Annotated in this window: 11 protein-coding genes and 1 riboswitch; of the genes, 4 read left to right on the top strand and 7 right to left on the bottom strand. The window is 60.4% G+C overall.

The genetic code is table 11. The features are described 5' to 3' along the window. The first annotated feature begins 38 nt into the window (after positions 1 to 38). Both OEG84_RS10185 and OEG84_RS10190 read left to right on the top strand, forming a co-directional pair. A complete protein-coding gene (locus OEG84_RS10185; protein WP_267653654.1) occupies positions 39 to 1,280 on the top strand; it encodes a saccharopine dehydrogenase family protein in 1,242 nt (413 codons plus the stop codon). A gap of 238 nt (positions 1,281 to 1,518) precedes the next feature. After that, positions 1,519 to 2,271: a GGDEF domain-containing protein gene (locus OEG84_RS10190; RefSeq protein WP_267653655.1), complete on the top strand. Its 753-nt coding sequence runs from the start codon at positions 1,519 to 1,521 to the stop codon at positions 2,269 to 2,271. Positions 2,272 to 2,284: 13 nt separating this feature from the next. Here OEG84_RS10190 and OEG84_RS10195 read toward each other — a convergent pair whose 3' ends face one another. The 4 genes from OEG84_RS10195 to OEG84_RS10210 form a co-directional block, all read right to left on the bottom strand. Beyond that, on the bottom strand, positions 2,285 to 2,779 hold the full coding sequence (locus OEG84_RS10195) for a GNAT family N-acetyltransferase (protein ID WP_267653656.1): 495 nt from the start codon (positions 2,777 to 2,779) through the stop codon (positions 2,285 to 2,287). A gap of 265 nt (positions 2,780 to 3,044) precedes the next feature. Next, the gene (locus tag OEG84_RS10200; protein WP_267653657.1) at positions 3,045 to 3,623 is read right to left on the bottom strand and encodes an ATP-dependent Clp protease proteolytic subunit; all 579 of its coding nucleotides are present in this window, start codon (positions 3,621 to 3,623) and stop codon (positions 3,045 to 3,047) included. Positions 3,624 to 3,796: 173 nt separating this feature from the next. After that, positions 3,797 to 5,227, bottom strand: coding sequence for a DEAD/DEAH box helicase (locus tag OEG84_RS10205; protein ID WP_267653658.1), 1,431 nt, complete (start codon positions 5,225 to 5,227; stop codon positions 3,797 to 3,799). A 316-nt stretch (positions 5,228 to 5,543) separates the two neighbouring features. After that, positions 5,544 to 6,476, bottom strand: coding sequence for a DMT family transporter (locus OEG84_RS10210; protein WP_267653659.1), 933 nt, complete (start codon positions 6,474 to 6,476; stop codon positions 5,544 to 5,546). A gap of 129 nt (positions 6,477 to 6,605) precedes the next feature. Beyond that, a riboswitch (cobalamin riboswitch) is annotated at positions 6,606 to 6,815 on the top strand. A 55-nt stretch (positions 6,816 to 6,870) separates the two neighbouring features. On the opposite strand from OEG84_RS10210, the gene OEG84_RS10215 reads away from it, so the two are divergent. Continuing rightward, on the top strand, positions 6,871 to 7,554 hold the full coding sequence (locus OEG84_RS10215) for an energy-coupling factor ABC transporter permease (RefSeq protein WP_267653660.1): 684 nt from the start codon (positions 6,871 to 6,873) through the stop codon (positions 7,552 to 7,554). A 159-nt stretch (positions 7,555 to 7,713) separates the two neighbouring features. Beyond that, on the top strand, positions 7,714 to 8,688 hold the full coding sequence (locus OEG84_RS10220) for a threonine ammonia-lyase (RefSeq protein ID WP_267653661.1): 975 nt from the start codon (positions 7,714 to 7,716) through the stop codon (positions 8,686 to 8,688). 42 nt (positions 8,689 to 8,730) lie between these two features. On the opposite strand, the gene OEG84_RS10225 is transcribed toward OEG84_RS10220, so the two are convergent. From OEG84_RS10225 to OEG84_RS10235, 3 genes are read right to left on the bottom strand one after another with little or no spacing between them, the layout of a single operon-like run. Further along, positions 8,731 to 9,630: a cation diffusion facilitator family transporter gene (locus OEG84_RS10225; protein WP_267653662.1), complete on the bottom strand. Its 900-nt coding sequence runs from the start codon at positions 9,628 to 9,630 to the stop codon at positions 8,731 to 8,733. Positions 9,631 to 9,636: 6 nt separating this feature from the next. Further along, positions 9,637 to 9,996: a c-type cytochrome gene (locus OEG84_RS10230; protein WP_267653663.1), complete on the bottom strand. Its 360-nt coding sequence runs from the start codon at positions 9,994 to 9,996 to the stop codon at positions 9,637 to 9,639. Continuing rightward, on the bottom strand, positions 9,993 to 12,182 hold the full coding sequence (locus OEG84_RS10235; RefSeq protein ID WP_267653664.1) for an anthranilate synthase: 2,190 nt from the start codon (positions 12,180 to 12,182) through the stop codon (positions 9,993 to 9,995). Before OEG84_RS10235 ends, OEG84_RS10230 begins: the two co-directional genes overlap by 4 nt. Positions 12,183 to 12,358: the final 176 nt, after the last annotated feature.

A 12,358-nucleotide genomic window follows, 5' to 3' on the forward strand; every position in this document is an offset into this window, starting at 1 on the left:
GGCATCTGACGATTGGACATAGGAGTTAGTCCCCCATCATGAAGAAGAACGTACTCATCATCGGCGCTGGCGGCGTCGCCCAGGTCGTCGCCCACAAATGCGCCCAGAACAATGACGTGCTCGGCGACATCAACATCGCCTCGCGCACCAAGGCCAAATGTGATGCCATCATCGCCTCGGTTCGTGAGAAGAACGCCATGAAGCAGCCCGGCGTTCTTGCGGGCCACGCGCTTGATGCCATGGACATCGAAGCCACCAAGGCGCTGATCAAATCGACCAACTCGCAGATCGTTATTAATGTCGGCACAGCATTTTTGAACATGTCGGTGATGCGCGCCTGCATCGACACCGGCACCGCCTATATCGACACCGCCATCCATGAAGAACCGGGCAAGATCTGCGAAACCCCACCCTGGTATGGCAACTACGAATGGAAGCGCGCTGACGAAGCCGCTGAAAAGGGCGTCACCGTCATCCTCGGCGCCGGCTTCGATCCGGGCGTCGTCAACGCCTATGCCAAGCTCGCAAAGGATGAGTATTTCGACAAGGTCACCGATGTAGACATCGTCGACATCAACGCCGGCAGCCACGGCAAGTATTTCGCCACCAATTTCGACCCGGAAATCAACTTCCGCGAATTCACTGGCGTAGTCTATTCCTTCCAGAAGGGCGAATGGCAGACCAACCAGATGTTCGAAATCGGCAAGACCTACGACCTGCCGGTCGTCGGCCCGTCAAAGGCTTATCTCTGCGGCCATGACGAAGTCCACTCACTGGCCAAGAACATGGATGGCGCCGATGTGCGCTTCTGGATGGGCTTTGGCGATCACTACATCAACGTCTTCACCGTGCTGAAATCCATCGGCCTATTGTCGGAACAGCCGGTCAAGCTCGCTGACGGCTCAGAAGTAGTGCCGCTCAAAGTGGTCAAGGCCTGCCTGCCCGATCCCGCATCGCTGGCACCCGAATACACCGGCAAGACCTGCATCGGTGATTTCGTCAAAGGCACCAAGGACGGCCAGGAACGCGAAGTCTTCATCTACAATGTCGCCGACCACAAGGACGCCTACAACGAAGTGGGCTCGCAAGGGATCTCCTACACCGCCGGCGTGCCCCCGGTCGCCGCCGCCATGCTGGTCGCCACTGGCGAGTGGGACGTCAAGAAGATGGCCAATGTCGAGGAACTCGACCCCAAGCCGTTCCTCAACATCCTCAACCACAACGGCCTGCCGACCCGCATCAAGGACGCTGACGGCGACCGCCCACTGGACTTTTCCTGAGCAGGGATAGGCTGCGGTCGAGGGCCGTAAGCTTGTGACGTGAGCTATTGTGAGCCCCCGCAGGCAAAGCCCGGCGGGGGCTTTTTTGTGCGCACGCAACGCCTGCGGCGAGTGCCGGGCACCAAAGAACACACCCCCCACAACTGACGCTGAGACATTAAAGCTAATGCATATGTTTCCGGGCTTTTATTGCAATCTGGGTCAGTGATGATCAGGGTGCAATGGAGCAGGTGCAAGAGTGAAGCTTGATTTTTCAGCTACCGGCTGGGCCAGGGTCATCGCCGGAACCCTGGGCGGCACGGTTTTTTGCATTGGTGCTACCCTGATTGTCGATTCCGTCAGGTTTTCCGGCATGACTGATGCCGAACTCAGCAGTGCGATCATTGTTGACATACTACTGCCAACCGGACTGGCGGTCCCGCTGTTGTTCCTGCTGCTCTACAAGATGCGGCAATTGGCCATCGCCCACCACGAGATCAGCATTATCGCCTCGACAGACAACCTGACAGCGGTTCTCAATCGTGGCGCATTCAAGATGTTGGTCGACGCCTATCTCCAACAGGCGATGCGGCAGCCGGCACACAACGCCGGAGCATTTCTGGTCATCGATGCCGACCATTTCAAATCAATCAATGACCGTTTTGGTCACCAGGAGGGTGATGTCGCGCTGAAGCTCATCGCACAAACCATCCAGACCTCGCTCAGGCAAGGCGATATCGTTGGGCGGATCGGCGGCGAGGAGTTCGGCGTCTTCCTGCCGAAAGCAAATCTCGATCAGGCCGGCATTGTCGCCGAGCGCATTCGGCGAGATATCAATGAAATCGAGTTCCCGCCATCAGCCAGAACCCATGCGCTTTCCGTCAGCGTCGGCGGCGCGGCCTTCGGCGGGCATACCGCTTACGACGACCTGTTCCGTGTGGCCGACAAGTGTCTCTACTCGGCAAAGGCCGGCGGACGTAATCAGGTCATCTTCCAGCGGCTGGCTGCCTGAAACCCGACGCCACTCACATTTTATGCCGGTAAAGCAGAACCTCCGGCCCCGGACGGTCCGGATCCAGGATCAGCTCGGCATCCAGCCGCTCGGCCAGTTTGCGTGAGCCGTGATTTTCCGGATCGATGTGGCTGACCAGGCTTTCGAGCCCGCGCACAGCAAAGGCCCAGTCGCGCAAGGCCTGCGCCGCCTCGAGGGCATAGCCGTTGCCCTCGGCTCCCGGATAGAGCTGCCAGCCGAGTTCGTGTTCGGGAAACAGCGGCCCGTAGTGAATGCCGACCTGGCCAAGGCACTCACCTGTCTCGCGGCTCTCGATCATCAGCGTGCCCTGCCCCATCAGCCGCCACTGCGCCAGATTGTGGCAAAACAGGCCCCAGGCGTCGCCCAGCGAATGCGGACCATCCAGATAGACGGCCTGATCGGACATCATCAGGCGCGCGTAAGCCGGCCAGTCAGCCATGGTCTGCGGCCTGAGCAGCAGGCGTTCTGTTTCAAGTGTCGGAATCAAGCGGCTGACCTCACTGGTTGTTCAGCATCGAACGCAAAACAGGATCGTTCTCCGCATCAAGGCCTTAAAACGCTGTTCAATTGACCGGTGCTTGGCACCTGACAGCACTTGGCGGGGAAGTGTTCGCACCCCGTCTTGGGCTCGATGTCACAATTCTCGATCCTGAGCGAAAATCACACCGGCAGACAGGACCCGGAACATATTAAACAAAACCCCCGCCAGCTCACGCCAGCGGAGGCCTCGTTCATCATTCTATCAATCAGGCTCAGAGTCCGGACTGGTTGGTGATGATCTTGCCGACCAGACCATAATCCTTGGCCTCTTCGGCCGATAGCCAGTAATCGCGGTCTGTGTCTTTGGCGATCTTTTCAACCTTCTGACCGGTGGCCTTGGCAAAGATCTTGTTGAGCCGCTCGTTCATCTTGATGATCTCGCGCGCCTGGATCTCGATATCGGAGACCATGCCGCGGGTGCCGCCAGACGGTTGATGCAGCAGGAAGCGGGTATTGGGCAGGCAGAAGCGCTGTTCCTTCGGCACCGAGACATAGATCAGCGCGCCGGCGGAAGCCACCCAGCCGGTGCCGATCATGATCACCTTGGGCTTGATGAAGCCGATCATGTCGTGGATCGAATCGCCCGATTCGACATGGCCACCCGGTGAATTGACGAAAATGCGGATGTCGTCGTCGCTTGCCGCTGCCAGCGCCGCCAGTTGCGCACAAATCTTGTGCGCCAATTCCTGGTTGATGCCGCCATAGATGAAAATCGAGCGCGACTTGAACAGGTTGGCTTCCGCTTCCTTGCCCAACGGCAGTTCCGTCGTCTTTTCGTCTTCGTCGCTCATCAGCCGTTCTCCAAAGGTTTGTCTGCCCCGCAGATAGTACGATCCGGCCCGCGAAACAATGGTGGCGGGCGCGAATGGCGCTGTAACAGGCAAACGGCGCAGCGGAAAACCGCTGCGCCGTGAGAAATTCATCGATTTGGTTTCGCCGGTACTCCGGCGAAAAATTGTCAGTCCTAGGCAGTGGCGCGGTCGCCGGCCTGTTCGGGGCGCGGACGACGGTCGCCGCTGCGACGCCGACGGCGCGGCTTCGATGCCGGCTGGTCGCCATTCTGGTTGGCGGCGGCTGCAGGCTGATGCCGGTTGCCGGGGTGTTGACCGTTAGAAGGCTTGCCGCTCTGCTGTCCGGAGCCGGCCGGTTTGCGGCCCTGCCCCTGGCCCGGCTTGCGCCCCTGACCCTGCGGCTTGGCGCCCTGACGCGGCCGCTGGGTACGGCTGAGTGGCTTGAAGTCGCCATCCGGATCGGCCAGCGCGTCGACATAGGTGCCTTCCGGTGCGTTATCGACCGGAATTGCCACCTTCAGCATCTTCTCGATATCCATGAGCAGCGAACGCTCGTCCGGTGCACAGAAGGTCACCGCAGTGCCCTCGGCGCCAGCGCGCGCGGTGCGGCCGATACGGTGAACATAGACTTCAGGCACGTTCGGCAATTCATAATTGACCACCAGGCTGACACCCGGCACATCGATGCCGCGGGCGGCGATGTCGGTAGCAATCAGCACCGGCACAGTACCGGCGCGGAAGCCAGCAAGCGCGCGTTCGCGCTGGCCCTGCGACTTGTTGCCGTGAATGGCAGCAGCATTGATGCCATCGGTTTCAAGCCGTTTGACGGCCTTGTCGGCACCGCGCTTGGTGCGGGTAAACACGATCACCCGTTCGCCCTTGCGATCACGGATCAGGCTTGCCAGCGCACCCATCTTGGCGGGCGTCTGCATGTGCATGACCGAGTGTTCAACGCGGTCAGCGGTCTTCTTGGCCGGGATCACCGACACTTCGATCGGATCCTTGAGATGACGGTCGGAGAGCTGACGGATTTCCTTCGGCATGGTCGCCGAGAACAACAGCGTCTGACGACCCTGTGGTGTCATGGCCAGGAGGCGCTTGATTGCCGGCATGAAGCCGATATCGAGCATCTGGTCGGCCTCGTCGAGCACCACCACTTCGACTTCGTTGAGCGAGACCGTGCGTTGCTCGATCAGGTCCATCAACCGGCCCGGCGTTGCAATCAGAATGTCGACGCCGCCTGCCAGCGCCTTGATCTGCGGACGGCTGGAAACGCCACCAACGACAACTGCCGAGCTCAGATTGAGCTTGCGGCCGTAATCCTTGACGCTCTTGGCGATCTGGGCGGAAAGTTCGCGGGTTGGCGACAGGATCAGCGCCCGCACCTTTTTCGGTGCAGCGGGCTTGCCTGGCGCCAGCCGGTGCAGGATCGGCAGCGCGAAGGCCGCGGTCTTGCCGGTGCCGGTCTGTGCCAGACCGATGACGTCGCGGCCTTCCAGCACTGGCGGAATCGCCTGCACCTGAATTGGCGTCGGCGTCGTCAGATGCAGACCGTCAAGCGTGTCGAGAAGGGCCTTGGAGAGGCCGAGTTGGGAAAACAACATATAATAACTTCCAGGATTCTGGGCAGGCGTCGGGGCGTGCGCTGAGCGCCGCCAATTCGCGGACCATGCCCGATAAAACAAGTCCCTCCGGCAGCGGTATCTCCGCGATCGGGGGTGTTCGGGTTGGGCGCATCGCCGCTGGCCGACGCGAAATTTCAAGGTGGATTTTAGGGGAAGTCAGAACACGCTCATCGCTTAAGGAGGCGTGCAGCGGCCGAAAGGGCCCCTATCCAGTTGCCCCCTTAGGCCCGAAAAATGTGGCCATGTCAAGGCGCGCCGGCATATTTTTGTTGCGGCGCAGCAAGGAAATTCGACGTCATGAACAGCGTTTAGTCTCAACCGCTATGTTGGCAGCCACACTGCGAATCGACTTCCGTGGCGTCAGCGCAATCGCCAGAATGACAATTGCGCAGGCAGCCCATTGGGCAGTTCCGACCGGCTCGGCAAAGGCAAACCAGCCAACCAGAAACATCGTCGGCAACTCGAAACTGCCGGCAATCGCCGTCCGGGCAGTGCCGATGACGGGAGCCGCCACGGTATAGAGCAATTGCGGAACCAGCGCCGAGCCAAAGGCGATGCCCGCCACCAGCCACCAGCCTGACACGGTAACGGGAAACAACGCCGCCACCGGGGTCGTCGCCATCAGCGGCAACAGCCCCAGAACCGAGCCGAGACTGACACAGGCAATACGCACCACCGGTTTGAGCACGGCAAGCTTGTGCACCAGCACGTTGATGCCAAAGCCGAACCCCAGTGGGGCCGCCAGGGACAGAATCAGTGCAGGAACCTGATCCGGCGTGATCGCATCCGGCGACGTCGCGAGTGCGGCGGCCGCGACAATCATCAACGCCGCCAGGATGGCGCGGCGACCCGGCGAATCGCCGAATACCAGCCAGGCAATCAGCAGCGTGAACACCGGGTAGGTCATGTAGAGAATGCCCGCCGTCGATACCGGAACGATCTCGACGGCGCGGACGTAACCGACCCAGCCGACCCCCATGCCGATACCGGCAACGAGCCCCCATATAAGCGCCATCCATTGCGCCCGGGCCAGCCAGACAAAGGGTAAGAGCACGATCGCGGCGAAGGCATAGCGGAAAAAGGCGATTGCGTGCGGCGCCATTCCTTCAGCCGTCAGTGTACGGGCAAAATAGGGAACGAGACCAAACCCCACGGAAGCGGCGATGACGGCAAACGTTGCAAGCCCGGAGCCGAGCAAATCGGGATGGTCGGTGTTTTCAACATTCATCCCGGATGCGTAACAGTCAGCGTCGGCACCGGCAATCCGATCTGACAATGAGGGCCACAGGAGCAAGGCAAGCAACGGAGTTTGCCGCGTAACGTCGTCTTTTCAGATTGCCATCTCAGGTAGTGTGAATTAGTTTTGGCCTGTTCGGGTTCCAAGAAGGCCAAGCCTTCGGGATTAAAGGGGAACACGGTAGGGACGACCCGTAATGGGACCCGATCCGTGGCTGCCCTCGCAACTGTAAGCGCGAGCTGCATCCATCATGCCACTGGAGAAATCCGGGAAGGCGGATGACGGCCATGAAGCGCGAGCCAGGAGACCTGCCCGAATTTCGGGGAAGCCATCATACGCTTCCGAATTCAACCTGTCGCACGAAGGGTGCGGAAAGGATTACGTTATGCATATTGAACCTGGCGTCGTTGACGGCGCAAAGATCGTTCTGAGCTACGCAACGGCCGCTGCTTCTGGTGGCCTTCTGATGAAGATGTCCTGGGAAACGATCCGCAACGATGGTGGCGTCGCAGCCCTTGGAATGCGCTCGGTCATCACCACACTGATGGTATTTGTGTTCTTCGAAGTGTTTCCTCACCACGCAATCGGCGTCTCGGAAGTCCATCTCATTCTCGGCTCGACGCTGTATCTGATGTTCGGGGCCGGTCCCGCGGCAATTGGCCTGGCTTTGGGGCTGCTGATGCAAGGCGTTTTCTTCGCGCCTTTCGATCTGCCGCAATACGGTATGAACGTCACCACCCTGCTGGTGCCGCTCTACGCCATGTCGCTGATTGCCAAGCGCATCATCCCGGCGGGCACCGCCTACAAGGATGTGTCCTACAAGCAGGCACTCGCGCTCTCGACCAGCTATCAGGGCGGCATCGTCATGTGGGTTGGATTCTGGGCTTTGTATGGCCACGGCTTCGGTGCTGAAAACCTCTCGCAGATTGCAGCTTTTGGTGGCGCCTACATGCTGGTCATCATCATAGAGCCGATCGCCGATCTTGGCGTCCTGGCGCTCGCCAAGACCTTCAGCGGTACCCAGGACAATCCGATGTTCTATAACCGCCTGCACAATCAGGCGGCATAAACGTTCTTCTATATGAGATTGGCAAACGCCGCGTGATCAGGATCGCGCGGCGTTTTTCGTTTATCGGATGATCCGAGCATGCCAAAGCCGCAAAAGGGTTTGGAGACGGGCCACTGCGCCGATAGCATCCTGACAAACGATTCACATGAGGACCCCCGGATGAACATCGAGATGATCCGCGCCGCCCAGGCCCGGCTTGAAGGCCATGCCCGGCGCACGCCCTTGCTGAATTCTCCATTCCTCGACGAGATCGCCGGCCGGCGGGTCTGGGTCAAGCCGGAATGCCTGCAGCACACCGGCAGCTTCAAGTTTCGCGGCGGATGGTCGGCGGTGTCGGGGCTGGATCCCGAAGCCCGGGCACGTGGCGTCATCGCCTTTTCCAGCGGCAACCATGCGCAGGGCGTGGCCCTGGCAGCGAGCCGGCATGGCGTGCGTTCGATCATTGTCATGCCATCGGATGCACCGCAGTCGAAGATCGACAATACACGGGCTCTCGGAGCCGAGGTGGTTCTGTTTGACCGCGCAAAAGATGACAGGAACGCAATTTGCGCGCGGCTATCGGAAGAACACGGCCTGACGCTGATCGTGCCCTATGATAACCCTCTGGTGATTGCAGGTCAGGGAACCTGCGGGTTGGAAATCGCCGAACAGGCGAGCGCCGAAGGCATCACCAAGGCCGATGTGCTTGTTTGCTGCGGCGGCGGCGGCTTTACCGCGGGGGTTGCGCTGGCACTTGAGGCGGACGCCCCGTGTCTGCGGGCGCGCCCGGTGGAACCCGAAGATTTTGACGACATGGCTCGCAGCCTGGCGTCAGGCGTCATCGAGCGCAACAGCCGCCTCTCCGGCTCGCTTTGCGATGCGATCATCACCCCGCAACCAGGCAACCTGACCTTTCCGATTGTTTCCCGGCTTGCCGGTCCAGGACTGGTCGTGACCGAGGACGAAGCGCTTCACGCCATGGCTCATGCCTTTTCCCGGCTCAAGCTCGTCGCCGAACCTGGCGGTGCTGTGGCTTTGGCAGCCGCGCTGTTTCATGCAGACGAGATCGAAGGCGAAGACGTCATCGTCACCATTTCCGGCGGCAATGTCGATGCCGATGTGTTCCGCATGGCGCTCGACAAGTTTGGCGGATAGCAGGCTTTGCGATCGAAAACCTGATCAAGCCTCACAGATCTCTCAGGTCAGCCTGACACCCTCATCCTTGGCCTTGTGCGCGGGCTCGACATGGATGGTCACCCGAATGCCCTCGACCTGCTGGCGCAGCCTGGTCTCCAGCCGGTCGCAAATCGCGTGCGATGCTTCCACGCTCATGTCGCCGTCCACCACCAGATGAAACTCGACAAAAGACACCCTGCCCGCCATCCGGGTGCGGATATCATGGGCTTCGATGGCGCCGCCCGCTTCGGCCTTGATGATGCTCTGTATGCGCTGCTCATCGATGGGATCAATCGCCCGGTCCATCAGCCCGTCAACCGATGAGGCAATTACCTTCCAGCCCTGCCACAACACATTAATGGCGACAATCAGTGCCAGCAACGGGTCAAGCCGCGGCTGATCAAAGGCAATCGCCAGACCCAGCCCGATGATGACGCCGGCCGAGGTGATGACGTCGGAGAAAATGTGATGGCCATCAGCGCTCAGCGCCGGCGAGCGGTAACGCCGTCCGGCGCGGATCAGCACATAGGCCCAGACACCGTTGATCAGCGCAGCACTGGCGTTGATCGCCAGCCCCAGCCCCGGTGCTTCAATCCGTTGCGGCGCCATCAACCCGGCAATCGCCTCGTTGACGATCAAAAGGGCTGCAACAGCGATCAGCACACCTTCCAGCACGGCGGAAAAATACTCAGCCTTGTAGTGACCAAAGGGATGGCCGGTATCGGCCGGCTTCTGGGCGTAGCCGACGGCAATGAACGCCGCCAGCGCGGCAATCACGTTGACGGTGGATTCCAGCGCATCGGAATAAAGCGCGACCGACCCGGTGACATGCCAGGCGACGAACTTGAGCGCCATCACACCGAGCGCCAGCGGGATCGACCAGAACGCCAGCCGCCGCACGGTGAGAGCAGATTGTGGCATCTCCGGTCAGCTCTGCAGCGAGGCGATATAGGTGATGATCGCCTCGATCTGCTCCGGCGTGGCGATGAATTCGGGCATGTCGGGATGGTTCGAATAGATCCGTCCGTCGGCGAAGGCTTCCTCAAGCGCGTCAATCGGGAAACTGTCAGACAGTTTGCGGAACGGCGGCGCCGCCTTGTGCGGGCTGGCATCCGCCGTCCCCACCGCATGGCAGCGGCTGCAATTGGTCTCGACCAACTCCCGCCCGGCTTCCGCCTCTTCATCCGACTGCGCCCATGAAGGGGCTACCCCGACAGACAGGCAAACAACAAGGGCAGCAGATGCACCGGTCATCAGACCCCGGCCGGTTCTGTGGATGTGTCTCATGCCGCCTTCACCTTTTTTCCGCGCGTCATGTGCGCCACCACATTCTCGATTATCCGCATTCCGGCATCTTGGCCGAGCGTCATGATCGATTCAGGATGGAATTGCACAGCGACCACCGGTTCGCTCTCGTGTTCAATCGCCATGATCACTCCGTCATCGGTTTCCGCTGTAATCCGGAATTCCTTCGGCAATGTGGCACTGTCGGCAAAAATCGAATGATACCGCCCGACCGTCACCTCGTTGGGCAGGCCGGAAAAGATGATGCCTTTGGACGCCACCCGGATTCGCGATGGCTTGCCATGCATCGGCACGGCCAGTTCGCGCAGGCTTCCGCCAAAGCTTTCGGCAATCGCCTGCAGCCCGAGACAGACGCCAAACACCGGCACCGCTCGGGCACGCGTCTGCTTGATGGTGGCGGCACAATCGAAATCCTTGGGCCGCCCCGGCCCCGGCGACAGCACCACCAGATCAGGCGACACCTGCTCGAATGTGGCATCAACCACCGGTGAGCGCACGGTGGTCACCTTCGCGCCGGTCTGGCGGAAATAATTGGCCAGCGTATGGACGAAGGAATCCTCGTGATCGACCAGCAGGATCGATACCCCGTCGCCAACCCGCGCTGTCTGCCTGCCGGCAACATCCGCATTGCCACGCCGCGCATCGCGGATCGCCGAGAGCATCGCCGAGGCCTTGAGTTCGGTTTCGGCTTCTTCTTCTTCGGGGTTGGAATCAAATAGCAGCGTCGCGCCGGCGCGGACTTCGGCGATCCCGTCCTTGACCCTGATCGTGCGCAGCGTCAGCCCGGTGTTCATGTCGCCATTGAAGCCGACCATGCCGATGGCCCCGCCATACCAGGCGCGCGGGCTTTTCTCATTGTTTTCGAGAAACCGCATAGCCCAGAGCTTCGGCGCACCGGTCACGGTTACTGCCCAGGCGTGGCTTAGAAAGCCGTCAAACGCGTCCATGTTGTCACGCAACCGGCCTTCAATATGGTCGACGGTGTGGATCAGCCGCGAATACATCTCGATCTGACGGCGGCCGATCACCTTGACCGAACCGGGCTCGCACACCCGGCTCTTGTCGTTGCGGTCGACATCCGAACACATGGTCAGTTCGGATTCGTCCTTTTTGGAATTGAGCAGCTTGAGGATCTGCTCCGAATCCGAAATGGCATCCTCGCCGCGCTTGATCGTGCCCGAGATCGGACAAGTTTCGATCCGTCTGCCATTGACCCGCACGAACATCTCCGGCGACGCGCCGATCAGATACTCCTGGTTGCCGAGATTGATGAAGAACGAATAGGGCGACGGGTTGATGGCTTTCAGCCGGCGGCTGATCTCCGAGGGCCGGGCTTCGCAGCGCTCGAAGAATGTCTGGCCCGGCACAACTTCAAACAGATCGCCGCGCTTGAAACTCTCCTTGGCGCGCCTGACCAGTTCCGCATATTCGCCCGGCGTATGATCGCCCTTGGGCGGGATGACATCGGCCGGTTTGAACGGCTCGGGACTGATGTCCGCCTCCCGGCCCTCAGTGGTCACATCATCGAGTGCGAAATCATAGCGGTCGATCCAGGCCTTGGCGGCATGGTTGTCGACCACCAGAATTTCGTCAGGCAGATAAAGCATCAGGTCGCGCTGATCATCGGAGCGGACCAGCTTCGGCGGCACGGAATCGAACTGGAACGCCAGATCATAGCCAAACGCGCCATAAAAGCCGATATTTCCGTCTTCTTCCGAATGAAACAGTTCGACAATCACCCTGAGCACCGAAAACACCGTCGGCGCCCGCGAGCGCTCTTCCTCGGAGAACACCCGGTCGGGTTCATGGATGTCGATCTCAAGCGTCCGGGCAGCACGCGCGGAAATGGTGAAGTCGGCCTGTCCGCCAAGCTTTGCGGCGAGGATCTCGATCAAGGCTTCGCCGCGACCGTTATAGGCCTCGATGGTCAGCTTCCGGTTTCTGGCAGAAATCCCCAGCGGTGGATCAATAACCGCCGTGTCCCAACGCGTGTAGCGGCCGGGATATTCATAATTCGACGAGAACACGGCACCGCGGCGGCTGTCGAGCGCATCGATGTAATCGGATATCGCATCGGCGTAGGGTGTTTCCCGCCGTCGCCGCGTGATCGCCACCCCACCGCGGGTTACATAACGTTCCGCGCCGTCGCCTTTTGCCGTCGTGCCCATGTCTTTTCTCCGTCTGACCCGATCCGGTGATCCTGGCCCGGCGGCACAAACAAAAAAGCCGCCGGACCTTTTCGGTCCCGGGCGGCTTGTTGATCTTAAACGCGCATGCGTGGTCAAGGCCGCCTAGAAGCGAGCCCACCACCAATTTTTCTGTGCCACATGCATCGTCATGGTTT

It is taken from the genome of Hoeflea algicola, from assembly GCF_026619415.1.
GTDB classification, from domain to species: domain Bacteria; phylum Pseudomonadota; class Alphaproteobacteria; order Rhizobiales; family Rhizobiaceae; genus Hoeflea; species Hoeflea algicola.

What these genes read in the sequence shown, in the direction of transcription:
- OEG84_RS10205 (WP_267653658.1), bottom strand. Translation starts at nt 5,227, where the DNA reads ATGTTGTTTTCCCAACTCGGCCTCTCCAAGGCCCTTCTCGACACGCTT.
- OEG84_RS10185 (WP_267653654.1), top strand. Translation starts at nt 39, where the DNA reads ATGAAGAAGAACGTACTCATCATCGGCGCTGGCGGCGTCGCCCAGGTC.
- OEG84_RS10235 (WP_267653664.1), bottom strand. Translation starts at nt 12,182, where the DNA reads ATGGGCACGACGGCAAAAGGCGACGGCGCGGAACGTTATGTAACCCGC.
- OEG84_RS10220 (WP_267653661.1), top strand. Translation starts at nt 7,714, where the DNA reads ATGAACATCGAGATGATCCGCGCCGCCCAGGCCCGGCTTGAAGGCCAT.
- OEG84_RS10230 (WP_267653663.1), bottom strand. Translation starts at nt 9,996, where the DNA reads ATGAGACACATCCACAGAACCGGCCGGGGTCTGATGACCGGTGCATCT.
- OEG84_RS10225 (WP_267653662.1), bottom strand. Translation starts at nt 9,630, where the DNA reads ATGCCACAATCTGCTCTCACCGTGCGGCGGCTGGCGTTCTGGTCGATC.
- OEG84_RS10200 (WP_267653657.1), bottom strand. Translation starts at nt 3,623, where the DNA reads ATGAGCGACGAAGACGAAAAGACGACGGAACTGCCGTTGGGCAAGGAA.
- OEG84_RS10215 (WP_267653660.1), top strand. Translation starts at nt 6,871, where the DNA reads ATGCATATTGAACCTGGCGTCGTTGACGGCGCAAAGATCGTTCTGAGC.
- OEG84_RS10210 (WP_267653659.1), bottom strand. Translation starts at nt 6,476, where the DNA reads ATGAATGTTGAAAACACCGACCATCCCGATTTGCTCGGCTCCGGGCTT.